This window comes from Rhodococcus sp. 21391, assembly GCF_016772255.1.
Lineage (GTDB): Bacteria > Actinomycetota > Actinomycetes > Mycobacteriales > Mycobacteriaceae > Rhodococcus_F > Rhodococcus_F opacus.
The window spans coordinates 317,800-342,243 of the sequence record NZ_CP063783.1; the positions used below are offsets into that span (position 1 = coordinate 317,800).

Annotated in this window: 21 protein-coding genes and 3 pseudogenes; 11 read left to right on the forward strand and 13 right to left on the reverse strand. The window is 67.7% G+C overall.

Annotated elements, in window-relative coordinates; all coding sequences use genetic code 11:
* Positions 1 to 141 precede the first annotated feature (141 nt).
* The 5 genes from GO592_RS43595 to GO592_RS43615 all read right to left on the reverse strand — a co-directional run bounded on the left by GO592_RS43595 (position 142) and on the right by GO592_RS43615 (position 6,012).
* Positions 142 to 549: a DUF5313 family protein gene (locus GO592_RS43595; RefSeq protein ID WP_007298790.1), complete on the reverse strand. Its 408-nt coding sequence runs from the start codon at positions 547 to 549 to the stop codon at positions 142 to 144.
* Positions 546 to 2,282, reverse strand: coding sequence for a SulP family inorganic anion transporter (locus tag GO592_RS43600; protein WP_007298791.1), 1,737 nt, complete (start codon positions 2,280 to 2,282; stop codon positions 546 to 548). Before GO592_RS43600 ends, GO592_RS43595 begins: the two co-directional genes overlap by 4 nt.
* Before the next feature lie 372 nt (positions 2,283 to 2,654).
* Entirely contained in the window at positions 2,655 to 4,568 is a 1,914-nt protein-coding gene (locus GO592_RS43605) for a phosphoenolpyruvate carboxykinase (GTP) (protein WP_039952008.1), read from the reverse strand.
* Positions 4,569 to 4,636: 68 nt separating this feature from the next.
* Entirely contained in the window at positions 4,637 to 5,515 is an 879-nt protein-coding gene (locus tag GO592_RS43610) for a hypothetical protein (RefSeq protein ID WP_007298793.1), read from the reverse strand.
* A gap of 131 nt (positions 5,516 to 5,646) precedes the next feature.
* A complete protein-coding gene (locus GO592_RS43615) occupies positions 5,647 to 6,012 on the reverse strand; it encodes an ArsR/SmtB family transcription factor (RefSeq protein WP_007298794.1) in 366 nt (121 codons plus the stop codon).
* Positions 6,013 to 6,318: 306 nt separating this feature from the next.
* Between GO592_RS43615 and GO592_RS43620 the strand changes: the two genes are divergently transcribed.
* Together GO592_RS43620 and GO592_RS43625 are read left to right on the forward strand one after the other, a co-directional pair.
* Positions 6,319 to 6,984 (forward strand): DUF1275 family protein, encoded by a 666-nt coding sequence (locus tag GO592_RS43620; RefSeq protein WP_237720498.1) that lies wholly within the window; start codon positions 6,319 to 6,321, stop codon positions 6,982 to 6,984.
* A gap of 348 nt (positions 6,985 to 7,332) precedes the next feature.
* Positions 7,333 to 7,620: a hypothetical protein gene (locus GO592_RS43625; RefSeq protein ID WP_039952009.1), complete on the forward strand. Its 288-nt coding sequence runs from the start codon at positions 7,333 to 7,335 to the stop codon at positions 7,618 to 7,620.
* A 426-nt stretch (positions 7,621 to 8,046) separates the two neighbouring features.
* Here GO592_RS43625 and GO592_RS43630 read toward each other — a convergent pair whose 3' ends face one another.
* From GO592_RS43630 to GO592_RS43640, 3 genes are all read right to left on the reverse strand, one after another.
* A complete protein-coding gene (locus GO592_RS43630) occupies positions 8,047 to 8,445 on the reverse strand; it encodes an ATP-binding protein (protein ID WP_337952693.1) in 399 nt (132 codons plus the stop codon).
* On the reverse strand, positions 8,433 to 8,984 hold the full coding sequence (locus GO592_RS46445; RefSeq protein WP_007298798.1) for a hypothetical protein: 552 nt from the start codon (positions 8,982 to 8,984) through the stop codon (positions 8,433 to 8,435). Before GO592_RS46445 ends, GO592_RS43630 begins: the two co-directional genes overlap by 13 nt.
* A gap of 149 nt (positions 8,985 to 9,133) precedes the next feature.
* A complete protein-coding gene (locus tag GO592_RS43640; RefSeq protein ID WP_007298799.1) occupies positions 9,134 to 9,472 on the reverse strand; it encodes a hypothetical protein in 339 nt (112 codons plus the stop codon).
* Positions 9,473 to 9,753: 281 nt separating this feature from the next.
* Here GO592_RS43640 and GO592_RS43645 point away from each other — a divergent pair, with 281 nt between their 5' ends.
* On the forward strand, positions 9,754 to 11,151 hold the full coding sequence (locus GO592_RS43645; protein ID WP_007298800.1) for an NAD-dependent malic enzyme: 1,398 nt from the start codon (positions 9,754 to 9,756) through the stop codon (positions 11,149 to 11,151).
* 263 nt (positions 11,152 to 11,414) lie between these two features.
* Here the strand turns inward: GO592_RS43645 and GO592_RS43650 are convergent, their stop codons facing one another.
* The 3 genes and pseudogenes from GO592_RS43650 to GO592_RS46450 all read right to left on the reverse strand — a co-directional run bounded on the left by GO592_RS43650 (position 11,415) and on the right by GO592_RS46450 (position 13,410).
* Positions 11,415 to 12,041 carry a carbonic anhydrase gene (locus tag GO592_RS43650; RefSeq protein ID WP_007298801.1) on the reverse strand — a complete coding sequence of 209 codons (627 nt, stop codon included), beginning with the start codon at positions 12,039 to 12,041 and terminating at the stop codon, positions 11,415 to 11,417.
* A 174-nt stretch (positions 12,042 to 12,215) separates the two neighbouring features.
* Positions 12,216 to 12,544 (reverse strand): annotated as a pseudogene (locus GO592_RS43655) (hydantoinase/oxoprolinase family protein); the annotation flags it as partial.
* Between the two features lie 443 nt (positions 12,545 to 12,987).
* Positions 12,988 to 13,410 (reverse strand): annotated as a pseudogene (locus tag GO592_RS46450) (pyridoxamine 5'-phosphate oxidase family protein).
* Positions 13,411 to 13,742: 332 nt separating this feature from the next.
* Here GO592_RS46450 and GO592_RS43665 point away from each other — a divergent pair.
* The 5 genes from GO592_RS43665 (at position 13,743) to GO592_RS43685 (ending at position 19,682) form a co-directional block, all read left to right on the forward strand.
* On the forward strand, positions 13,743 to 14,294 hold the full coding sequence (locus tag GO592_RS43665) for a universal stress protein (protein WP_007298807.1): 552 nt from the start codon (positions 13,743 to 13,745) through the stop codon (positions 14,292 to 14,294).
* Positions 14,295 to 14,641: 347 nt separating this feature from the next.
* Entirely contained in the window at positions 14,642 to 14,917 is a 276-nt protein-coding gene (locus tag GO592_RS43670; RefSeq protein ID WP_007298808.1) for a hypothetical protein, read from the forward strand.
* A gap of 613 nt (positions 14,918 to 15,530) precedes the next feature.
* Positions 15,531 to 16,550: a beta-ketoacyl-ACP synthase III gene (locus GO592_RS43675; protein ID WP_007298809.1), complete on the forward strand. Its 1,020-nt coding sequence runs from the start codon at positions 15,531 to 15,533 to the stop codon at positions 16,548 to 16,550.
* A gap of 2,370 nt (positions 16,551 to 18,920) precedes the next feature.
* Positions 18,921 to 19,232, forward strand: coding sequence for a WhiB family transcriptional regulator (locus tag GO592_RS43680; protein ID WP_007298812.1), 312 nt, complete (start codon positions 18,921 to 18,923; stop codon positions 19,230 to 19,232).
* Positions 19,233 to 19,682, forward strand: coding sequence for a hypothetical protein (locus tag GO592_RS43685; protein WP_007298813.1), 450 nt, complete (start codon positions 19,233 to 19,235; stop codon positions 19,680 to 19,682).
* Positions 19,683 to 20,546: 864 nt separating this feature from the next.
* On the opposite strand, the gene GO592_RS43690 is transcribed toward GO592_RS43685, so the two are convergent.
* Positions 20,547 to 20,795, reverse strand: a complete 249-nt coding sequence (locus GO592_RS43690) for a hypothetical protein (RefSeq protein ID WP_039952012.1) — start codon at positions 20,793 to 20,795, stop codon at positions 20,547 to 20,549.
* 69 nt (positions 20,796 to 20,864) lie between these two features.
* On the reverse strand, positions 20,865 to 21,218 hold the full coding sequence (locus GO592_RS43695) for a hypothetical protein (RefSeq protein ID WP_007298815.1): 354 nt from the start codon (positions 21,216 to 21,218) through the stop codon (positions 20,865 to 20,867).
* 105 nt (positions 21,219 to 21,323) lie between these two features.
* Here GO592_RS43695 and GO592_RS43700 point away from each other — a divergent pair.
* The 3 genes and pseudogenes from GO592_RS43700 to GO592_RS43710 form a co-directional block, all read left to right on the forward strand.
* A pseudogene (locus GO592_RS43700) lies at positions 21,324 to 22,673 on the forward strand (fatty acyl-CoA synthetase); the annotation flags it as partial.
* A gap of 200 nt (positions 22,674 to 22,873) precedes the next feature.
* Positions 22,874 to 23,251, forward strand: coding sequence for a PEP-utilizing enzyme (locus tag GO592_RS43705; protein WP_039951992.1), 378 nt, complete (start codon positions 22,874 to 22,876; stop codon positions 23,249 to 23,251).
* A gap of 158 nt (positions 23,252 to 23,409) precedes the next feature.
* Positions 23,410 to 24,444: a hypothetical protein gene (locus GO592_RS43710; RefSeq protein ID WP_237737284.1), complete on the forward strand. Its 1,035-nt coding sequence runs from the start codon at positions 23,410 to 23,412 to the stop codon at positions 24,442 to 24,444.

Consider the following 24,444-nt stretch of genomic DNA (forward strand, 5'->3'; position numbering starts at 1 on the left):
CGCGTCGCTCGATCCGGGAGGTGCGCATACCCCGCCCAGTTCATCGTCCATTCCATTTTTTCTACTTACGAAGATTAGCAATTAATCGTTTGGTAGTGAACTGGGTGGACCCCCGGATCTGGGGTGCGGTTGTTTGCGGGGTCAGGGGGCGGATCGGTAGCGGGATTCGTAGGAGGCCTGCTCGCGGTCGAGTCGGCGTTGTTTGGTGGCGTTGAGGAGGCGGGGGTCGAGGCCGTGGCTGACCAGTCGGTGGCGGAGGTAAATGTTCTTCAGGGCGAGGAGGAAGTACACGAACGGCAGGAACAGCAGCAGGACCATGCCGGTGCGGATGATCCAGGGGCCGGGGATGAGCAGGAGCCCGGCGAGGATCGGGATCAGCGGGATGAGGCAGCGGGTGGCGTAGCGGCGGGTGGCGCCGGGGCCGGTGGCGTCTTCGATGACCCACGGGTGCAACTCGGCGGGCAGTGTTCTGCCCAGGACGTAGCCGAGGCGTTGCCGCGCAGTGGGTTCGGGTGTGGGGGTTGTGTTGTCGGCGGGGTTCTCGGTCATGGTCGGTCCTCGTTCGTGGTGGAGGTGTAGTGGTGTTCGGGTAGGACGAGCATGCGGGCGTAGGCGATGGCGCGCGGGGTGGTGTCGAAGAGGTGGCGGTCTTCGCTGTCGGTGGTGGTGAACACCCCGAGTGCCTTCAGGGGTCGGAGGTGTTCGGGTTTGGCTCCGGAGATCAGGACGGTGATGTGCCGGTGCTCGAGTTTGGTGATGACGTCCTTGAGGACGATCGCGCCGCTGGCGTCGATGGTGGTGATCCGCGACATCCGCAGGATCACCACCTTTACGTCGGAGACGTCGGCGAGTTCGAGCAGGAACCGGTGGGCGGCGGCGAAGAACAGGGCGCCGTCGATCCGGTAGGCGACGATGTGCTCGCGGAGCAGGTCGTGTTCCTCGGCGAGGTGGTCGTCGGTTTCGAGGGGGACCTGTTCGAGGCGGGCGGATTTCGCGACCGCGCGAAGCGCGAGGACGGCGGCGAACCCGACCCCGACGGCGACCGCGGTGACCAGGTCGAAGACGACGGTGACCAGGAAGGTGGCCACCATCACGACCGCATCGGCGCGGGTGGCTCGGGTGATCGCCAGGATCGACGCGGTCTCGACCATCCGCACCGTGGTCGCCAGCAGCACCCCCGCCAGGGCGGCGAGCGGAATCTGCGCGACGAGCCCGGCCGCCAGATACACGATCGCCGCGAGGATGAGCGCGTGGGTGAGGGCGGCGAGCCGGGTACGGGCACCGGAGCGCACGTTGACGGCGGTGCGGGCGATCGCCCCGGTCGCCGGGACACCGCCGAACAGCGGGGCGGCGATGTTCGCCAGCCCCTGCCCGAACAGTTCCCGGTCCGGGTTGTGGCGGGTTCCCACGGCCATCGAGTCGGCGGCGGTCGCCGACAGCAGCGACTCGAGCGCCGCCAGCGCGGCGACCGCGAGGGCGGGGGCGATCAGCGACGTCAGCTCGCCGAGGTGCAGGAAACTCAGGGTGGGGGCGGCGAACCCGGCCGGAATGGCGCCGATCCGGGCGATGTCGAGGTGAAAGAGCTGCGCGATCAGGGTGGCGGCGGCGACCGCGATCAGGGAGAACGGGACCCGGGGGAGGTAGCGGCCGCCGACGAGAATGACCGCGGCCACCGCCAGTGAGGTCGCCGGAGTCAGCAGGGAGGGGTCCTGGGCGAACTGATGGACGGCGTCGGCGGCGCTCTGCCACACCTTCTCCCCGGCGGCGCCGGTGATGCCCAGCGCGGCGGGAAACTGCTGCAACGCGATGACGACGGCGATGCCGGCGGTGAATCCCTCGATCACCGGGGCCGGCATGTACCGCACGGCCCGGCCCACCCCGGCGAACGCCAGTACGACCAGCACCAGTCCGGCGATCAGTCCGACCGCGAGGACCCCGGTCGGACCGTACTGGCCGACGATCGGCACCAGTACCACGGTCATCGCACCGGTCGGGCCCGACACCTGGAACCGGGACCCGCCGAACACGGCCGCCACCGCCCCGGCGATGACGGCGGTGGTCAGCCCGGCGGCGGCGCCGAGGCCGGAACTGATCCCGAACCCCAACGCCAGCGGCAGCGCCACCAGCGCGACGATCAGCCCGGCGAGCAGGTCCGCGCCGGGGGCGCCGGCCGCGGGTTTCCACTCACCCCAGCGCGGCAGCAGCGCGGCCACCGACCGCGCCGCCCGCGCGAGGGTGCTCTCGGCCGCGTCGGCGGGGCCGGTGGGGGTGGGTTCGGTCATCGACGTTCCTCGGTAATGACGGCCAGCGGGGCCATCCGTTCTATAATTGCTAATGTTAGCAAGTAACCATCATGGAAAGTTGAGTGATGCGGGTAACCCAGATCGCGGCCCTGCGGGGGCGGATTCTGCACTGCACCGAGTGCGGGCGGTGGTGCCGGGTGTCGGCGCTGCGGGCCGGCGACGACCGCTGCCCCGGGTGTGGGCGCCGGACGCTGGTCGGGGCCGGGACCGGACGGCCTCATCGCTTGGAACCCGGCACGGTCTCGAACTGATCCGTGCTGCCCGGCCGGCATGGGGAACCAGGTGCCCCAGGCGCCGCTCCTCGGGTGCGTCGCCGAGGGTGACGCACCCGAGGAGCGTTGCGCGTCCCGGTCAGAAGTGCGGTCGTGACCAGCGCGAATCCTTCTCGGGGGAGGTGGCGTGAGTGCCCCTGCGGTGGAGGGCGTCGCCGAGTTCGAGCTCGGCCAGGCGGAGCTTGAGAGCCCCGAGTTCTTGGCGCAGGACGTCGGGCAGCGTGTTGCCGCCGATCCTCGCGTACCACTCGTCGATCAACCGGGTCTCGGCTACCCATTCGGTCGTGTCGACCTGCAGGGCGGAGGCGATCTTGGTGTGATCGAACTTCAGGCCCGTCAGGTCGAGGGCGCCCGGGGTGGGCACCAGGCCGATCGGGGTCTCGTCGGCGTCGGCGGTGCCCTCGATCCGCCGCAGCGCCCACTCGAGGACCCGGGAATTCTCCCCGAAGCCCGGCCAGAGGAATTCGTCGTCATCGCCGCGGCGGAACCAGTTGACGTAGAAGATCTTCGGCAACAGCTCCGGGCTTGTCTTCTCGCCGATGTCGAGCCAGTGCTGGAAGTAGTCCCCGACGTGGTAGCCGAGGAACGGCAGCATCGCCATCGGGTCGCGGCGCACCACGCCGACCCGCCCGGCCGCGGCGGCCGTGGTTTCCGACGACAGGGTCGAGGCCAGGAACACCCCGTGCTGCCAGCTGCGCGATTCGGTGACCAGTGGGATGGTGGTGGCGCGGCGGCCGCCGAAGAGGATCGCCGAGATCGGCACCCCGGCCGGATCATCCCACTCGGGGGCAACGGTCGGACACTGGGCGATCGGGGTGCAATACCGGGAATTCGGGTGCGCGGCAGGCTCTCCGGAGGCCGGGGTCCAGTCCCGCCGTTTCCAGTCCGTCAGGTGCGGCGGCGGGCTGTCGGTCAGCCCTTCCCACCAGATGTCGCCGTTGTCGGTGAGGGCGACGTTGGTGAAGATCGAGTTACCCCACTCGATGGTGGCCATGGCGTGCGGGTTGGTGTGGACGCCGGTGCCGGGGGCGACGCCGAAGAATCCGGCCTCCGGGTTGACCGCGTAGAGCCGGCCGTCGTCGCCGAATCGCAGCCAGGCGATGTCGTCGCCGATGGTTTCGGCGGTCCACCCGTCGAGGGTGGGTTCGAGCATGGCGAGGTTGGTTTTGCCGCAGGACGAGGGGAACGCGGCGGCGATGTAGTGCACCGTCTGCTGGGGTGAGGTGAGTTTGAGGATGAGCATGTGTTCGGCGAGCCAGCCCTCGTCCTTGCCCATCTTCGACGCGATCCGCAGCGAGTAGCACTTCTTGCCGAGCAGGGCGTTGCCGCCGTAGCCGGAGCCGTAACTCCAGATGGTGCGCTCCTCGGGGAAGTGGGAGATGTATTTGGTGTGGTCGCACGGCCACGGCACGTCGGTCTGCCCGGGGTAGAGGGGGGCGCCGACTGAGTGCAGGCATCGGACGAATTCGGTGCCCGCGGTGAGCCTGTCCCAGACCGGGGTGCCGGAGCGGGTCATGATCTGCATCGAGACCGCCACGTACTCCGAATCGGTGATCTGGACCCCGAACTTCGGCTCGGCCGCATCGAGGGGGCCCATGCAGAACGCGATGACGTACATCGTGCGGCCGGCCATCGCGCCGCGGTAGTGCTCGGTCATCAGCGTCTTCATGTCGACCGGGTCCATCCAGTTGTTCGTCGGACCGGCGTCGGCCTGGAACTGTGAGCAGAGGAATGTGCGGTCCTCGACCCGGGCGACGTCGTCGGGGTCGGAGGCGCACCAGAAGGAGTTCGGTTTGCGCTCCAGTCGCACGAAGGTGCCCTTGTCCACCAATTGTGTGGTCAGCCGGTCCCATTCGCCGGCGCTGCCGTCGCACCACACCACCTCGTCCGGGGCGGTGAGGTCGGCGACCTCGTCGACCCAGGACACGACGGCGGGATGCGCGGTCGGGGCAGTGCCGGCGCCGGCAGCGCCGGGGGCGGTGGGGGTGCTCACGGTGTTCTCCTCACAAGAATCCGACAGAATGTGCTGCGGTGCGGTGCGGTGCGGTGCGGTGCGTTCGATCACCGCTGTGGATCGCGATACGGGACGGGATGGCCGAGGGCCCGGCTCACGTGGCGGGCGACGGCGGAGACCAGCAGCCGGTCACCGGCGGACGGCAGCATCCGGTCGGCGGGGGTGATCAGCGCCAGCGCCCGCACGCAGGCGGCCACCACCTCGACCGTCACGGTCCGCACCTCGTGTCCACACAGCGCGGCGAGCAGCCCGGGCAGCACCAGCGCACCATAGGCAAAGCCGTCGGCCGGGACCGTCACCGTGCGCCCGGGGGCGGCACCGTCGGGGGCGCAGCCGGCGAGGTCGACCAGGACATCGTTGTGGTTCATCAACCGGCGCAGCGGGAATGCCTCGGCATCGCGCTCGTGCCAGCTGCTCAGATCACCGACCCCGGAGGCGATCAACACCGGAGCCAGCAACGGCGCCCACGACGCGCCGGTGACGACGACCCGGCCGGCGCGCGGCGGCACGCCGCGGCGGCGCAGGGTGGTGATCGTCGCGGCCGCCACCGCCGCCGTCAGCACGTCCAGTTCGGTCAGGACCACGGGCCCGCCGCGCTCGGTCACCGCACGCGCCACCGCCGCGGACTCCCGGTGCCCCACCCCGACCACGAACACCGCGGACACCCCCGTCGGGAGTCCCAGGATGCGCTCGGTCAGCACGTGCGGGTCGCCCGTGGTCACCGGAAGGCACAGCGCGCGCATCGGGGTGTTCTCCCGGATGAGGGCCGCATAGTCCTCCATCGCGACCCACGGCGGCCGGGTCCGCGCCGACCCGGCCGCGCGCGAGCCGGTGGTGGACACCGCGACGACGGCCACGCTGATTCCCGTCAAGACCGGACCGCCGTCGGACGGACCGCTGGCACCACCGTCGTGATTGTTCGTCACCGCCCACTTCTCTTTTCTCGTTTTCCGGTCGGGAGCGAATCTCCGATGCCACCCGATCGCACAATGTACGCACTTAAGAAAATTCGCAATCAACCCATGCAATGGGGGATTCCTGCCTTGGTGAGCCCCCGTCAGCCCCCGGTTTCACCCACCAAGGCAGGAGATTCGGAAACGTCCTCGAGCACCTCGGCCTGCCCGGCCACCACCCCCGTCAAGATCCCCCGCGCCACCCGCAGGAGTTCGGCGATGCGGGGGGAGGTCAGCGCGTAGGACACCGACAGGCCCTCGCGGCGGGCGGTGACCAGACCGGCGCGCCGGAGGATCGACAGCTGCTGGGACAGGTTCGCCGGCTCGATTCCCACCTCGGGCAACATCTCGGACACGGCGTGTTCGCGTTCGCTGAGAAGCTCGAGGACCCGGATGCGCGCCGGGTGCCCCAACGTTTTGAAGAAGTCCGCCTTCATCTGATACAGCGGTTGGCGCGAGTTCGCGGTCATGGCTCCTCCTGTCGTCCGGGTCGAGCCAGCGGCGGCGAGGTGCGTGTCGCGCTCGCCGCGTCGCCGGGTCTGCGGGCTCGCCTGCAACCTGATAGCTCCGTCAGGTTGCGTTACTTGCGAATCTTAGCAATTTGCTAGAATTCGCGCTGCAGAGCCCCTTCCGGCCCCGCATCCCGAAACCCGGGGCGCCCGTAAAACGGTCGCGGCAGGCGCCTCGCCAGCGAGGGGAGAGGACCGGACCGACCGCGCTGGTCCACGATCCCCACCCTGCCCGATGCCGGCGACCTACCGGTGGTGAGAGAGCCGGTGAGCACAACCGATGCAGAGATGGCAGCGCGACCGCGGTCACGGCGACCGGTGGAGACGATCGTCGCGATGCACCTCGGATTCGTCGACGCCTTCGGGTTCGTCCTGCTCGGCGGGTTCTTCGTCTCCTCGATCGAAGCCACCACTACCCGAGCCGGCGTCGCCCTCGGCAGCAGTTCGTGGTTCGTCGTGGGCCTGACCGGGGCCATCCTTGCCGGGTTCGTCGTCGGTGTCGTCCTGGCCGCGGTGGTCGGCCGGATATGGCCACGCCAGCGGGTGCCGCGGGTACTGCTGCTCGCGGCGGGCCTCCTCGCGGCGGCCGGCGCTCTCCACGCGGTCACCGCCACCGCACCCCTGATCGGATTCGCCCTCGCCCTGGCCATGGGAGCCGAAGCCACCCTGCTCGAGACCGGCGGCCTGCTCGCCGACGCGGCGCGGTCCCTGACCGATCGACTCTTCGGCCGGGGACCCCATCGATGGGTTCGATACCTGCGGCTCTGGGGTGCGGTCGCGGTGGGGGCGGCCGCCGGTGCGGCGACGTACCGGGTGCTCGGGTTCGGCGCCCTCTGGGGCGCCGCGGGCGCCGCGACTCTCGCCGCCTACGCCTTCAGAAACAACCCCCCCGACCCGGCCGACACCGCCGGCCCGTATGGGCTGGAAAGGTAGGTGCCCCACCGCCGATCGACCAGCGCGGGGGTGGATCGGCCGATCCGGAGCAGACCCGCGAAGTCGCCCACAGGTCCCCGCAGACCGCCGCCTGGCCGCGCAAGGCCGCGGTGTCACCGCGCGCCAGCGAGTGCCAGCACGACCCCTCGATGGGCCACCGCGCCCACCAGTGTCGGTGACAACGCCGGGGAGGCAGCTATGCCGGGTCCCGGCGGAGCGCGGACCGGACCCCGCGGACACTTTCGCCGTGGCGTGCTTCCCGGGACGAGGGGTTAACTCGCGGTAACCAATCACCGTCGAACGGCAGAACGAGTGGCAGTCGCCGGCGTGATGCGCAACGATGGGCCGATGAAGCTCCAGAAGGAGACCGCGATACGGCCCGCGTGGTCGGTGGGCGCTCGGGTGACGACACACCACTCGCCCGATCCGGCGCTCGCCGCGGATCAAAGGCCGCAGAAGAGCGGGGTGATCGTCGAAGATCACGGCGAGGTGATCGACTCGGCGACCCGGCCGTACGGGCGGGATTGGGCGCTTCCGCGCCGCTGGGCGGTGCTCCTCGACGAAGGACAGTTGGTCTTCCGCGACGGCGACGAGCTCGAGGTCGAGGGAACGAGGAGTACGGAACGACGGAAGTAGGGACGCGGCGAGACGGCCCGGCTCCCTGCGCCGAGAGTCCGGCCCAGTCGCTGCCGTCCACCGCGCGCAGAGTCCTCTGATCAGAGCCGGAGCGCCGACCACGGACACCGCTTACCCAGCCCGACAGAGAAACCGGGCCCGAAAACTCTGGATCGACCCCCGATGGAGTCGGTGCCCAAACCCCGGCGGGATCCTCCCAATGGACCCCGGCGGGGTTTCCCCTGCCGTCACCGATCCCGGCGCGGCGATCGGCTCGGCGTCCTGCCGCGGCGCGTTCTCGCAGTCTGCGCTGGTGCGCCGTTTCGGCTCTGCCCGGCTTTGAGATTCACCGTGTTCGGGTCGTTCCGGCACCGGTCCGGAGGGTGTGCCGGCACGTCGGCTGCGTCCGGGTCGTGTGCGGTGTGTCCGTGCGCGACACACGACCCCTCACCCGGTGCACGTACCGGGGCTTGCCGACTGGGATGCGCTGGGGCACGTCAGGGCCGGTTGACCGCGGTCTTCGGCGAGCCCGATCTCGATTGCGCGGTGTTTGACGAAGTCGACGACCACGTCCAATCCGGTCGGGTCGGTGTCGGCGGGGTTCTCCGATACCGACAGCGAGTCGGTCAGGGTGTCGAGGACGTGCCACCCGATGCCCTGCCGCCTCGGCACCCCGGGGTGTTCCATGTGGGCGGCGATCGTGATCCGTAATCGGTGTTCGGCGGGCGTAATGGTGCAGTGGAGGTCGGAGCCGGGGCGGGCCGAGGCGATCAGCTGGGTGCAGACCTCGTCGGCGGCGAGGGTGATGTCCGCGACAACCGCGAGGGTGCGTGTCAGCGCCCGCACCACCGGTAATTGGTCGAAGTCCGCCGGGACGCGGAGCCGCACCGGCTCACCGTATTTCGCCATCCTGCAGGACATCTCGTCGACCCTACTCCCACCCGCCCGGTGCGCCTTGTCCGCGTACCCGGTCGGGACCGGTTCACATAGTTTCGCGGCGAGCTTTCCGTTCCGGGACACGAATTCCCGACGAGGTAACGGCTAGATTCGGCGGCGGGATCGTGCACGGCGGAAGTCGAGGGGAATGACGTCCGCCCGGTGGGCTCGATGCCGGCGGCGGGCGAGGACCAGCCGGACGGCGCGGTGTGCGCATGCAGCGCGGCGGCGCGGGCGGCGGCGCCGGGGTCGCCGAGGGGATGGGCCGCGGTGCGGTCGCATCCGATCAGGAACTGTTCGTAGGCGAGCCGGGTGGGTGCGGCCTCGTCGAGCTGGGAGATTGCGACGTCTTCGATCAGCTGCAACGGGATGTGCACCAGCCGGTAGTTGATTCGTGCAACAGCCTTGGGGAGGGCGGCCGGTCCCAGCATCGGCTGATCGTACGTCACGAGCCGCCGGTGCGGAGGGAAACGTTGCGGAGGGCAACATGGAACGGGCCGGGGTGTGCGCCGGCTCGAAACCACCTTCTTTGCTGGGGAGGGGGTCGACTCGACGAAATCGGCCTGGTGCCGATTCCCCTGCCATCTGTTCGCGACTCTCATTCCGGTGCCGGTCGGGGTGTGGTCTGGTGCCGCCCTGCTGGTCTTCCGGTGGTGCGTGGTATCAGCTCGAACGCGAGACTGTCCTCGGTGCCGGGGAATTGGAACGCGAGGGCCTGTGCGTCGAACAGGGCGAACCCTTGCTTCCAGGAAATGTGCTCGAGACCCGATCCCGGGCGCAGACCGGCGAAGTCGACCAGCAGCGTAGTGGTCGCAGACGCGGGGCGGGCCGGGGGCCGGGTGGTCGTTGCGGGCGCCCCGTGATGGTGCTGGATCCAACAGCGGATTCGTTCGTGATCGGTGGTGGGCCCGACCGGTGGATTCTTGTGTGCCGTCATGACGGCTCCTGCTCTTTCCGGTTTGTCTCTCGCGGTGGGGCGCCGCAGCGGCGGTGTTCTGTGTTCGCGCCTGGTGGTTGGTCGCCGGGTGTCTTCCATCCTTCTCCGCGGCCCGGGGACGCGGGGCAGCGTTTCGCGCGCGGAATCAGCCGAACTCCTCTTGTCCGGATCGGCGCTGGCCGCGCAGACTGAAGAGTTGCGGCGGGGGCGCCGGCCGTGCGGGCTGATCGGGTCACGCCCCCTGTGGGCGCCTGCTGCTCGTCACTCGATCAGGAGTTCCCATGCCCAGTCCCAGCCCCGGTTATTCGATCACCGTCCGGGTTCATGCACCGGTCGGCGCCGGCACCACGTCGACGTTGGCGGCAGCCATCGCGTCGGTGAAGGGCGCGATGACGGCGCTCGATGTGGCCGAGAGCCACCCTGACCATATGGTCATCGACCTCACCTGCGACGCCTCGGACGTCGCGCACGCCGACCAGATCGCGACCGCGATCGCCGAGGTGCCCGGCGTGGTCGTCGGCAAGGTCAGCGACCGCACCTTCCTTCTGCATTTGGGCGGCAAACTCGAGGTGAACCCGACGGTTCCGCTGACACACCGCGACGACCTCTCCCGCGCCTACACCCCCGGTGTAGCCCGGGTGTGTACCGCGATCGCTGAACACCCCGAGGACGTGCGCCGGTTGACGATCAAACGCAACACCGTCGCAGTGGTCACCGACGGGTCCGCGGTGCTGGGTCTGGGCAACATCGGTGCCGCGGCGTCGATCCCGGTGATGGAGGGCAAGGCGGCACTGTTCAAACAATTCGGTGGTGTGGACGCCTGGCCGGTGTGCCTGGACACCCAGGACCCGGATGCCATCGTCGAGATCGTCCGGGCCCTGGCGCCCGTCTATGGCGGGATCAACCTTGAAGATATTTCCGCCCCAAGGTGTTTCGAGATCGAGGCCCGGCTCCGCGATATCCTCGACATTCCGGTGTTCCACGACGACCAGCACGGCACCGCGATCGTGGTCCTGGCCGCCCTGACCAACGCGCTGCGGGTGGTCGGCAAGTCGCTCGACCGGGCCCGGATCGTGGTGTCCGGCGTCGGCGCCGCCGGGCACGCCGTCATCCGGTTGCTCGTCGCCCAGGGCGCGACGAACATCATCGGCTGCGGACGGAAGGGAATTCTGTCCCCGGACGACACCGCCGACGAGTTTCGTACCTGGATCGCCGAGCACACCAATCCGGAGGGTCGGACGGGATCACTGCGGGACGCGCTGGTCGGGGCGGACGTGTTCATCGGGGTCTCGGCGCCGAACATTGTCACGGGCGACGACATCGCGGCGATGGCCGACGAGTCGATCGTGTTCGCGCTGGCCAATCCGGTCCCGGAGGTCGACCCGGTCGCCGCCGGCGAATATGCCACCGTGGTGGCCACCGGCCGGTCGGACTTCCCGAACCAGATCAACAACGTGCTCGCCTTCCCGGGGGTGTTCCGTGGTCTGCTCGACGCGCACGCGGTCGACATCACCGACGAGATGCTGATCGCCGCGGCCGGAGCGATCGCCGACAGGGTGTCGCCGCCGGAGCTCAATGCCACCTACATCGTGCCGAGCGTGTTCGACGCCACTGTCGCGCCGGCGGTCGCGGCGGCGGTGCGTCAGGTGGCCGAACGAGGGCCACAGCCGCAGAAGTGAGCCACTCGATCGTCGTCGTGCGTGCGCCCGGGCGATCACCGCAGCGGGCACGAGGTGTCCCGATGCGTCGCCACGTGGGAATCGATCGAGTCGCAATGCTCGCCGGCCTGGCGAGGACCTTCCGGGTCTCCTCCGCGGTGACCTCGGGGGCCGCGGAGATCGGCCGGTTCGCGATCTGCGAGTGCGTTCCGTTCACCGCGTCAGGTCTCCGGATGGACCGGTGGATCAGCGGATCAGCGGATCAGCGGGCTCGGTGTGTCGCGTCAGTCGCGGAGCTCGCCGATGTCTCCGACCCCTCCCTGCAGGTGCATCCGGCCGTCGGACAGCTTGTAGGTGACGCCGGCAATAGCGCAGGCACCACTTCCGACGCGATCGGCGATGATGCGCGAACGCTGCATGAGCAGAGCCCCGGTCTCCACGACGTGGCGGCCTTCGAGTTCGTCGACGGTGGTGAGGCCCTCTTTGCGACCCACCATGATCGACGGCGCCACCCGTTCGACGATGCTGCGGATGAAGCCGTCCGGAACCTTGCCCTTGTCCAGCGCGTCGAGCGTGGACTTCACGGCGCCGCAACCGTCGTGACCCAGCACGACGATCAAGGGCGCGTCGAGGAGCTGCACCGCGTATTCGATGGAACCGAGCACGGCGTCGTCGAGGACATGGCCGGCCGTGCGGACGACGAACATGTCACTGAGTCCCTGGTCGAAGATGATTTCCGCAGCGACACGTGAGTCTCCGCATCCGAACACCACCGCGGTGGGGTGTTGCTCGGCGTCGAGCTGCGCGCGGTCGGCGATTCCCTGACTGGGGTGGATCGAGACTCCGCTGACGAAGCGCTCGTTACCCTGGCGGAGGGTTTTCCACGCGGCAACCGGGTTGGAGTGGGGCATGCGGCTATCGTGCACCCGGCCTGTTGCGGCTGCTCGGCGGGAACATTACGGCGACGGAAACTCCGGTGCGCGCCTCGCCGACGGGACGTGTGAGGAGAAGTGACGGGCGACGATTCGGTGCCGATCAGCCGGTGCGAGTCGGAGGTCAGGAATGTCATTCGGATCAGCTCCGGTGGGGACGCCCTCGTCGAGCGATTCAGCGCGGGCCCATGATTCCAGGGTCTCGACCACCTCGCTCAGCCGCGGCAGGGTGGCCGGTTCGAGTGTGATGACCACCGATTGCTCGCACATGGCGGTGGTCTCGGCCAGCCCATGCCAAGCGCCGACAGGACACCGGCCATCGGCAGGACCATCACGGTGCGAATGCCGAGTGAATCGGCGACCGCAGCCCGACCCCCGGCCACCTGGGTGTCGAACACGCGCTCGAATTCGCCGGCGAAGTGCGACACGTCGGTGGAGGTGCCGCCCATGTGGCAGTCGATCACCTTGTCGAAGTTTGGCATCCTCGGGCCTGAGCGGCGGCGCTCTTGCGGGCGCGGCGGCCTGGTAGAGGTTGTCCGGGTTGCCACGCTCCGCGAGATGGGCCGCCTCGACGTCGGAAGCCGGGCGCAGTACGTCGTCGAACACGCGCCGCAGCGGCTCGCCGAACGAGGTGGCCGTGGACTGCATTCCGCGGGGTGAGTTCGGCTGCGCCGCACGCCCACAGCGGCAACACGGCCGGCTCCGGATGTCGGCGGGAACCACCTAGCCAGGCCAACTGCGGCCCGCACCGCACGACCAGGACGGCGGTGATCAGGCCGGGAGCGAAAACCCTGCAGACCCGGAAGGTGGAAGACGGTACCGAGCCCGGTGATGGCGTTATCCGCCGAGGCGGGCCGGTCGTCGCTCGACGATCCCGTGCCACTCGAATCCGGGTTCCGGATTCCTGCGGCTCGTCACACATCCTTCATCGGTTGTCACCGTGACGGCGTATCAGCGTGACGCGTCGGCCGCTCACATATTCCATGTCGATGGCGAGGTGGCAGTCGCCGGGATGGATCGACCACGGGACCGCGCTCCGGTCGTGGAATCTGGTCATGGCGTCCGCGTAGGACACGTAGGTGGCGTGTCCCATGGCAGTGACACTCCAGCCCGCTCGGGTGATCAGATCGATGCCTCCTGCTTCGAAGGCGAGAAACTCCCCGTCGAAGCGTTAGAACGACTCGTCGTCGGTGGGGATGACGACCTCGCCCCCGACGGCGGCGAAGGTCACCGGGCGCAGTGCCGGCGCCGCGTTCTCGGTGAAGACCATCAGCCCTACCGGAACCGACCGCAGCAAGCGAATGCACTCGGCCGCGGAGAGCGCCGAATCCGGGGCTGTCGTGGTCATGACGGTCTCCTCAGCTCGAAGTGCCCGACCACTTCAACAATCAACGCACACCGAGGTGTGGAAACAGAGGACAAGGTCACTCCGGCACGCCAGTTCCCCAACTCACGATGACCACACCACTGCGCCGGGCACGCCGGGCCCTTCTGCCCGGGTGTGCCAGGGTATTTCTCCAGGCCTGATGGGCCGATCGCAGATCACCGGGAAGCGTTGCCGTTTGAGGTGTTTCGGCTGGTGGTACCCCGCCGGTCAGCGAGCGCGTTTGGGCACCGCGGCGGTGACCGTCGGCGCCGGAGCGGCCGGTCTCGCTCCGGCCGGGTGGTGAGGAGGAGCAGATGATCAAGGACAGGAAGCACCCGTCGCGGGAGGCGGTGCGGGATTGGCGGAAACCCGTGCGGGTGGACGGACCCGCGGCCGCGACGGTGCCGGTGTGCCACCTGGTGGTGGGGTTCGACCGGTATCCGGCCAGCCATACTGCGCTCGCCTTCGCCATGGATCTCGCGATACCGCTCACTGCGTATCTGCACGTGGCCCACATCGTCGACCTCGACGACTTTCCGGTTGAACCGGACCGGAACGATTGGGAGCAACGCATCGTCGACACCGTCGAGCGCGAACGCAACGAGGCGTGCACCATGCTGGCGTCGCTCCCGGGGAATTGGAGCTACTACTCCCATGAGGGCAGCCCGGCGCACCTGTTGGCGACGATCGCCGATGCGAATGACGCCCTGATGATCATCATCGGCAGCTCGCGGGGAGGGCTGGTGTCCGTCCTCGAGCGGGTGGTAGGGGAGTCGGTGTCCTCGCACCTGATCCACCACGGCCGCCGTCCGGTGGTCCTCGTCCCCGAACACACACCGACACCGCGCCAACCGGTCGCCGAGTGAGGCGACCGACAGTCGGTCGCTGAGTAAGCCGGTGACCTCTGTGTCACAGCGCCTTCCGGAGCCATATGAGCCTGGAGGGTGCCCAGGCAGCGGGATCCGTCGGAGGCCTGCTCCGGGTCACGTTGGCGTCGCTTGTGGAGACCGAGCAGGTGGGGGTCGAGGCGGTGGCTGACGATCGGACGCAGCTCCACCCAAACCAACATCCGAAACGGTGACCCGTTGCACCCGGCCCTCACTTACCCCACCCGCGACGTCACAGGCATCGACCTACTCATGCTCGAGCGCCACCCGGATGACCTGGCCAACGATCGTCTCGGCCGGGGTAGGGGAAGAGGAGGATAAAGGGCATGGCCGATCCGACGAGCACCTACCGGGAGAATGCGCGGGACACTGAGGAGATGGTAGTGGCGCTCCGGGACCGGCTCCTGCGGGTGCGGGCGGAGATCGAGGATTGGCTGGACGCCCGCCATGGTCTGCGGAGTGACGGGGAGGGTTCGACGACCGATCCGGACGCCTTGGCAGCGGTCGTCGCGGCTCAGATCCGGGACGCACGGGCTGCGCTCGCGCATGTCGATGCCGCGCTGCAGTATGCGTGGGCGAGCGCGAAGTGTCTGCACATTTAATGATCGGGAGCGGCGGCGATCCTAACGGACTTGTTCGCGGTGCCGGCGGCTGTCGTCACGGTAGCCGTTGCACGGCGGTGTCCGCGCGCCACTGCCGATAGGGGTCGTGGCTCCAGCACGGTGACAGTGCACGAGTGGAACAAGGTGTGCGGAGGCGAGCGACCGGGGCGCCCCGGCGACGCCACAGCTGCCTACCGAATACGCCGTCGAGTAAGCGCCGACGGCCGCCGAGCAGGACTTCCTCCCGCTCGGGGGCGACACCGCGAACTGTCGTGCGTCGCGGATGCTGCGCATGCGCGAGAGTGCGGTTTGGTACGGCATGAGGACCTCCTGCCACGGTCGTCGACGGCCACCACGCAGAATTTGGCCCCCGTAGTCGGCATACCACCGGACGGGTCGAGAGGGTGTTCACGACGCATTTTTGTTTTTCGAGGGCGTGCCGTCGGTACCCGGCAGAACCAATCAGGGCCGACGCAAGCGAAACAAGGTGGTGGCGACCTCACCCTAGGGTGGCTGCCCTTCGTCGCCGGCGGTCACGACACTGGAGGACAACCCACCAGCCAGCAGCAGACGCGGACGGCGAGTGCTGCAGGTCGACCGACGGAGAGCGCCCGTGGCAATTCCGATCACGAACAGCCAGGAAATCCAAAACAGTTCGATCCTCGGACTGGGGGTGTATCGACCATGTCGGGTGGTCACCAACGACGACATCTGCCGTCAAATCGACTCCACCGACGAATGGATTCGGGTCCGATCGGGCATTCAGGTTCGGCGCTTCGCCGGACCCGACGAGACCCTGATCGACATGGCCGTGCGCGCCGGTCGAGACGCCCTGCATTCGTCCGCGGTGTGCCCGGACCAGATCGGGTCCGTGATCGTGGCGACCTCGACCTTCCCCTACCAGACGCCCGCGGCCGGCCCGCAGATCGCGCACCAGCTAGGGATCACCGGAAGCGCATTCGACGTCTCCGCCGGATGCGCCGGTTTCTGCCTTGCACTCGCACTGGCTTCCGACGTCGTGCGCGGGCGCACCGCGAGCCATGTGCTGGTCATCGGCGTCGAGCGTCTCAGCGAGTTTGTCGACTTCACGGACAAGTCCACCGCGTTCATTTTCTCCGACGGCGCGGGCGCTGTGGTGGTCGGTCCCTCCGACGAACCGGGCATCGGACCGGTGGAATGGGGTTCGGACGGATCCCAGGCGCACGCCCTCACGCAACATCCGTCGCTGACGACGTTCCGCGACAATCCGATGGGCCCACCGCCCACCGTGCGGATGGACGGGCCCGCGATATTCCGATGGGCGGTGTCCGAGATGGAAAAAGTCAGCCGATCTGCCCTCGACCGGGCAGGTGTCGCGATCGACGAAGTCGATGCCTTCATCCCACACCAGGCGAACCTGCGGATCACCGAAGCGATCACCAAGCGACTGAAGCTGAAACCCGCCACGGTGGTCGCACGGGACATCGTCGAGGCGGGCAACACCTCCGCCGCCTCCGTGCCGCTCGCCATGGACACCTTGCTCCGCACCGGGGATTCGCACGCCGGGGACACAGCACTGCTCGTCGGGTTCGGCGCCGGCCTGACCTACGCCGCCCAGGTCGTCACCCTGCCCGCCGCACGACAGCACTCCTGAGAAGCTGATCTCGCACCGCCACCACCACTTTCAGTCCTGGCGTTCCTCACCGGTCCGAGCCACGCGCGCCCGTCGATGCACCCGTCCCGGAATGCCGAACGTCGACGGACCGTGCAGGGATCATCATCCCTGCCCGCCCACACCCGTCCTTTGCGGGGTTCCACGAGAGGAGTACGCCACGGCGGTCGCCGTTACCAACGTCAGCCACATCCGCGTCACCCGTCCGATTCCGGTCGCTCGAGAGCCCTATATGACGCCGTCTTCGGCTTCGATGTCGCCCTCGAGGTGCGAGAGAACGCCGGCGAGATGACCTCCGAGGCCCTGTCCTTCCTGTTCGGCGAGGTCACCTTCCCGGTGGCTTGCCCGGCTTGCGACCCGCCGCACCGGAGTTCGACCGATTCGACGAGGACCCAGCCGGCCTCGAGCACCTCAGTTGCGCCGTGCCCAGCGTCGACGATCTCACCCGTGCCGCATAGCTGCTGGAAGAAATCGGAGTCGATCACGGTGGAAGCAAACATCTGACCGCCGTAAGCCTCGCGATCCTCGAGTTCCGTGACTCCGACGGCATCGCGCTCGAGCTGACCGCCGCCGTGCCTTGATCCTCCGCACCTCGACCGGCATCAGATCAACCCGGCATCGGCGCATCGGCGTCGCTGATGACACGTCGCCGGCACCAACGGTTCGGTCGTCGGTGTGCACCGCGAGCACGAACGACGGCCCGTCCTCCGGGACGCCAAGGCGGGCGACGTCCACATTCGCGAGCGCGGTGACGAGCCAGGTGAGCACGCCGCGTTGGGGCCGATCGCGCCGGGTGCGGCCCGTGCCCGCGCCAAAGGCGGGAGTTGGCCGAGGTGAATGCATACACCGTCAAATGAGGTCCTGCATCGCTATCACCTTGCGGCAAAGGCACTGTGGACGTTCTGCGGGCCCGGGCCCGGATACGGTGCTGCGTGCTCGCACCGACCCGCGCGGTAAGCCTGGGACGGCGAAGGCCTGCCGCCGTATTGTGGTCAGGGCCGCTCGCTCCCAAACTCGGGCGGCCCTGACCCCGTCGGCCGGTACACATTGCGACTCGCGATTGGCCGGCGGGGCAGAGGCCGGACGTCGCGGTCGGCGGTAGGTGGTGCCGCTTCCGGTCCGTGCACTGGGTGCGCCGACGGTAGCATCATCGCATGACCGCGGACCTCGAGCAGCGCTGGCGACTTCTGACCGCAGAGCAGCAGGACCGACTGCGTGCCGACCCCGACGGGCCGGTGCCACGTGAGCTCATCCCGCGTCTCGAGCAGTTGGGCCTGCTGCCGCTCGAGTTCCTGACCGGTGAGGAGAGCCGCAGGCTGCCGCCTCAGGTCGCACGGTTCATCGCGGACATCGCGGACGATGACATCCGCAGGAGGACCCTCGCGCTCGGCACCGAGGCAGTGCCACCACCGCACACAATCGTCGGCCGTCGTCTGCCACAGATAGGCCGCCGAGCGATGGTGCAGCGGCGCTCCGCTCACCGGCGAATGCACTTCCACCACTCGACGGAAGGAGAACTGGCCGGTCTCCATTGTGACCGAACAGTACGACGTTCGCTTGGTCGAGGCCGTGCGGACCGAACCGGTGGGCGCGGTCGAGCAGATGGTGCTACATCGCCACGGATACCCGGCCGCTCGTGGGTTACCGTGTGGTGCGGGCAGGAATCCGTATCGCGCTCGAATTCACCTCCGACAGCGGCGAACCCGTATGTCGATCCCGATTCGGGCGGGACCACCATCTGTCGGGAGTTTGTCCGCGGCCGATTGATCAAGGAGATCGCACGCCATTCCGATCCGGCGCCCCTGGCCCGGTTTGTGGTTCGCGCGTTCCTCGAAGTGCAATTGCTGGCATGGCGTTCAGGCCCGCCGCACCGACCTCGAGCGGCGAGTCGGCGGAATGTGGATGTTGCCTGTTGCCGGCGGTGAGGCCCACCTGCCTCCCCGATCCGCGCCCCGAGCGGCGCCGAGACGCATGCCGGCCATCGGGATCCCACTCGCATCAGGCGCGTGGTCGAGCGCCGGAGATCTCAGCAGACCGGACCTGCTGCGGTGCAACGCTTTTCGAGTATCCGGTCGCGGTAAGGAGGACGGCGGGTCGAAACCCTGCGCCTGCGTTCGCGGAGTTCGATCGTCGGGTGTGAGTCGTCGCCGACGCTCTCACATGATGAGACGTGGAGGGCGTACTGCGCGGGCGATGGCTGATTCGTGCACAATGAGGGCGACCGGTTTGTTATGCGAAGGCTGACGGGTGCCGGGCGTCGCCCCGGGTACTCGGGGAGGACGACTGGCTGCGGGGTGTGCAGGTTTAGTTGGTCGTGGCTCCCGCTGTTCGGCGAAGGGGGTTTCGTGTGCCGTGTGCATCGTTGTCACCGTCGGCTGGGGTGTGAGCACCTCGTGGGTGTGGCGTGAGTGGGCGCGGTGCCGCGATGTCGGGGCGTCGGTGTTCTTCGCCCCGGATTCCGAACATGCCGGTGCCCGGGCCCGCCGCGAGGCGGCGGCCCAGCGGATCTGTGCGGGGTGCCCAGTGCTGACAGAGTGCCGCGGGCGCGCCCTGGCGATGGGGGAGGGCTACGGGATCTGGGGTGGGATGACCGAACGGGGCCGCCGCCGGCATCTGCGCCGGCCATGCGGCACCGTGGTGAATGCTGGCGTCGAGGGGGCCTGAATGCGGAACGTGATCTTGTTCCCCCTCGCGGGCAGCGGGAACGACCTGGATCCGGGGCTGACGTCGCGTCAGGCCCGGATGGTTGCGGTCATTGCCACCACGTTCGCGGCGACGGTGTACGGCGATGCGGATGCGTTGGCGGGGAGGGCGATCGAGTCGGCGGAGCAGGGGTCGCTGCTGGTCACACTGCCCGCGGTGACGTGGGATCAGGACACCGGGTGGTGGCGGCGGATGGCCCGCGCGTTCGACGACCTGGCCGCCGACATCGCCACCGGCCGCGATCCGGAGCCGACATGCCCCGCGGAGGTGGTGGCGTTGCATCTGGTGTTGGCCGCCGCGGCCGAGCACGCCGCTGCCGGTGACCTGGACATGGTGGTGGCCGATCTCCCGGTGCACCGGCGGGACGGCGACCTGGAGCGGGCCGACGGATGTATTGTGCGGAGACCGTGATGCGCCGACCCTGTCCGACGCTGCCCCGATCACCGACGGTGTGGTGGTGGATCCGGCCGCCTGGTTCGTGCCGTTCGAGGCGCACCGCTCTCGTGACCCCGATCGCGGGCACCGGTTCTGACACCCAGCTAGCTGTTCCGCGCCATTTCCGGGCGCGCTTGGCCCGGCCAATTCGTCTGTGCTGCAAGTTGATCGACGGGAGATCGAATCCCCTTACCGGTACCGTTCCGGTCGCACTCTGGGGCGGTGTGGCTGGCAACAGGGGTGCGTCTATGACGATGGTGTGCGGACCGGATGCCTGATCTGACCGGCGTGATGCAGCGGATAGGGGCGGCCGTTACGCTCGCGCATCCGCAATCGGACTGTGGGTGGTGCGTCGTCCGCATGCGCATCAGCGCCGTGATGGCCGCTGAGTGGAGTGGGCGCCGGTGTCCTGCCGAGTAAGCTTTCGGCGCAGTGGTTATTCGGCGCAGTGGTTATCCGCGGACATCGTGATAGTGACAGCGATTGCTCCGCGGGGAGCCGATTCGCCGTCGACCGGTGGCCCGCGACAGACTGGACGGAGGTCGGCGAGCTCACGGACATCGGGTATTCGCGGGCACTGCAGAATGTCGGCTCACAGCCGAGCGATGAGACGTCCTCTGTCGCGCACCGGGGAGGTCGAATGAGGATGTCGGCGGCTGTATGAGGGCGGGGGACACCTTTATCGCTTCCCCTGCACGGCCCGCGGATAGGCTGCGGTGTAGCTGCGAGCCACAGTATCGGTCGCCAACGTGGGAACCCTCGTGTTCTCGGCGGGCGTGACGGTTCGAAGGACCGCGCGCGTGTCCCGTACCCGTTCGACCGCATTGTCCTGTTCGGCGTTCATCGCCGTCGCGGCAACTGCTCCTGGGCGTTTCCGACGGCCGACATGAGGTCGCGGCCCAGGCGCTGATAGGTGCGCAGCCACTTTGTGTCGACCGGTTCGTCGTGGAGATGCGCCATCAGCGTTTCGCTGTTGTTGTCTGTATCCAACCATCGGCGCATCTCGGTGGTGCGGTCCTGTACGGCGTGCAGCAACTGCTCCGGAACGGTCGAGTTCGTCATCGGGCGTCGTCCTCCCATGCTGCTCAGGTCCGCTTCTTGTTGCTCATTGCGGGCGGGTGCGTTGACTGTCACGCGTTTCCATGTCGGTGGGCACCGTCAGGCGTACTCGCGTGAGTCTGCCTCGTCGAGCGAGTCCCAGGCGATCTCGTAGCGCTTGCGGGTCATGTCGTCGGCGTAGGTGAGGAGCGCTCCGAACAGCGTCCGGGGGTCGGCGTGCCATGACCGGGCCAGGGCCTCGATCTCACGCGGAGTGAAAAGGCCGGACCGGGTGGCGGCGAGAACCCAGTCGTCGAAGTCGCCGCCGATATCGCCAGCCAGTCGCCCCGAGACATTGTCGCGGCAATGTTCTCCCTCGACCTCGACGACGGGAACGTCGACCTCGACGCAATCGAACGGATCCGAGAGCGCGACCGCGATGATGGTGTTGCGGACCAGCTGTTCTGTGGTCATGGCGACCGCACCTCCTCGAGTGGGCGCGGGTTCCGACTCACTCTGTGTGTCGATTCGTGGGGGAAGTCTTAGGTGGCGTGTTTCTCAGCAGGGTAAGGCATCTCCGCGACCTTAGCTGTGGCTTGTGTCACATTACTGGTACCGATCAACTTCATGCTCACAGGTAGCGAGGTGGCATACATCCTCGACGACTGCGCAGCCGACGCGTTCGTCGTCGAGGACGCCCTGGTGCCCGTTGCCGAGAAGGCGCTCGCGGAATCGAAGGGAAGCGTCCGGGTACGGGCGACCATCCCGCTCGGCGATACGGCCACACCGGGTGGCTGGCGTTCGGTGACGGACTGGGCGGAGGGTGAATTCGGTTCGCCGCCCGAGGTGTACGTGACAGACGACGACGTGGTCCGCATCATGTACACGTCGGGCACCGAGTCACGGCCCAAGGGCGCGATGCTCACCAACCGGTCGCTGATGTGGCAGTACATCAGCTGCATCGTCACCGGCGGCATGAGCAGCGACGACGTGGAGGTGCACGCGCTGCCGCTGTACCACTGCGCTCAGCTCGACAACTTCCTCAGCACCGACATCTATCTCGGCGCGACGAGCATCATCGTCGACGGGCCCGACCCGCGGGTGTTGCTCCGCACCATCGAGGCCGAGCAGGTGACCAACCTGTTCTGCCCGCCGACGGTGTGGATCTCGCTGCTGCAGTCACCCGAGTTCGCGACCACCGACCTGCGTTCGCTGCGCAAGGGCTACTACGGGGCTTCGCCGCTGCCGGTGGAGATCCTGCGCGAAATGAACCGCCGGTTGCCGGGTATCCGGTTGTGGAACTTCTACGGGCAGACGGAAATGGCGTCACTCGCGACGGCTCTCGTGCCGGAAGATCAAGAGACACGTGGTGGTTCGGCGGGCAAACCTGCTCTCAACGTGGAGACACGCATCGTGGACGACCGGGATCTGCCGTTGCCGGCGGGCGAGGTCGGCGAGATCGTGCACCGCAGCCCGCACGCCACGGTCGGCTACCTCAGGCAACCCGAGAAGACCGCGGAAGCATTCGTCGGCGGGTGGTTCCACTCCGGCGACCTCGGTTACCTTGACGAGGACGGCTACCTGTGGGTGGTCGACCGCAAGAAGGACATGATCAAGACCGGCGGGGAGAACGTCGCGACCCGGGAGGTCGAGGAAACACTCTACGAACTCGACGGCGTCGGTGAGGCCGCCGTGTTCGCGGTGCCGCACCCGCGGTGGATCGAGGCGGTCGCCGCGGTCGTGGTCCCGTCCGCCGGCGTCGAACTCGACGAGCAGGACATCGTGGCACACTGCCGTGGCCGGCTCGCCGGCTACAAAGTCCCCAAGTATGTGGTGCTGGCCGAGTCGCTGCCGAAGAACCCCAGCGGAAAAATCCTCAAACGGACGCTCCGCGATCAGTTTCGTTTTATCGACGTGAAAGCACACTAGGCAAAATGTGTGCGTCGTGGCGTAGGGCGGGCCGTGTCCGGGTGTTCGCAAGAAACCGGGGACGAGCCGTAAATGTGACGCCGATCAATACTGTCCCCCTAAGTGGACTGGGTCACAAAGCGATGAATTCATAGCCTGTAACCAGCGCTGATAAGCGCTTTCAAGCCAATCCACGCCCCCGCGCGCGAAACGGAGCAGTGATGAGCGAAAATCTGAACGAGGTCGGGACCGGAGTCAATCTCTTCACCACAAGTCAGGTGCGAGGAGTCGCCCGCTGGTTCAACGACACGTCCGACGTTCTGTCGATCGACGACGACGATCTCGAGGACACCATCGCATTTGTCAGCAAAGGCGGAATGACTTTCCTGTCACCGATCCTGCCCGACCTGCGGGCGATCGTCTGCACGGCAGGTAGCCGCGAATCGCACCTGGCGATCTTGTGCCGGGAATCCGACGTGCCCTGTGTGCTCGCCGCCGAACTGACCGGAACAGTCACCGACGGCGACACCGTCGTTCTCGACCTCTACGACGCCGAGGCAGCGCGGGTTGCCGTCGCCGCAGGGGCGGTGACGGTATGACAGCGCAACTCACAGCGCCCGCGAATCTGAAGGCGCTCTACACAGACCCCGACTACGAGCCGACGCTCGACGAGTGGAACTGGCTGGTGCATGCTGCCGGTGCGGCCTACAAGTCCGAATTGTCGGCGCGGACGGTGTTCGAGTCGGAACTGTTCGGGATGAACACCTACATCTTGATGTCGATGATGGAGGACTATCTTCGTGTGCCGGAGCGCATTCGCACCATTCGGAAGCACGCCACGCCCACCGAACTCGTGCGCAAAGCCCTGCCCATCGGCAACAAGCGCAGCTTCATCAACCTCGCGGCTACCCCCCTGCACTATCTCACCGGCCGCGAACTGTTCGTAGATCTCGGTGAAAACAGCTTGTCGGACGGTCTCGCCGATCAGTTGGAGGTCCTCCGATTCTGGCGTGAAGCCACCATTGCGATGCGCACCGACAACGTGCTGTTCAACATGGATGCCGAGCCCGCCAACAGCTCGCACGTCATCGATGACGTTCTGCTGTCGGAAATTCGCGCGAACCTTATTCCGGCCGACGACGCCGTCAAGGCCGGGATCCGCAAGTTCGGTGCACGGCTGACGGGATACGCCTTCCTCGAAAACTGCGATGCGCGGACCGCGGTCTGTGACACCGGACCGTATCAGCTCGAGGACGGCAGTTTCCTGGCCCTGCGCGAGACCTGCACGGATGGGGACGGCGACTTCCCGTGGGTTGACGGTATTCGCGAAACGCTGCCATACCATCATTTCGTTATTGCGTACCGGCTGCCGGCCACCGTGAAAATGGACAACAATGTCTGGGGTACCGCCTGGTTCACGCCGAGCGACTATCAGGCCGACATCATCGACACCCGGGTGTTCTGCACCGACGACGGCACGCTCCGTCCGCTGGGTACCGACGAGGTCGAAGAAGCCACCAAGTCGATCCGGAAGGCGCACCGAGCGCTGTATCAACGCTTGGCCGAGACCGACCCCGAGGAACGCAATCTCTATGCCACCGAGATGTACGCGTGGAAACTCAAGGCGTGGGCTCGCCTGGCCGGCTGCTACGACGAAATCGATTGGTCCATTACACCCCGGATCGCCGAATCTTTCGAAAGATTCAGTGATCCGGCACTCGCGCTGCAACTGATCGGCGGTGTCTTCGTGCCAGAGGATCGCGACGGCTGTTTCCGACCGTTGGGAGAGTGA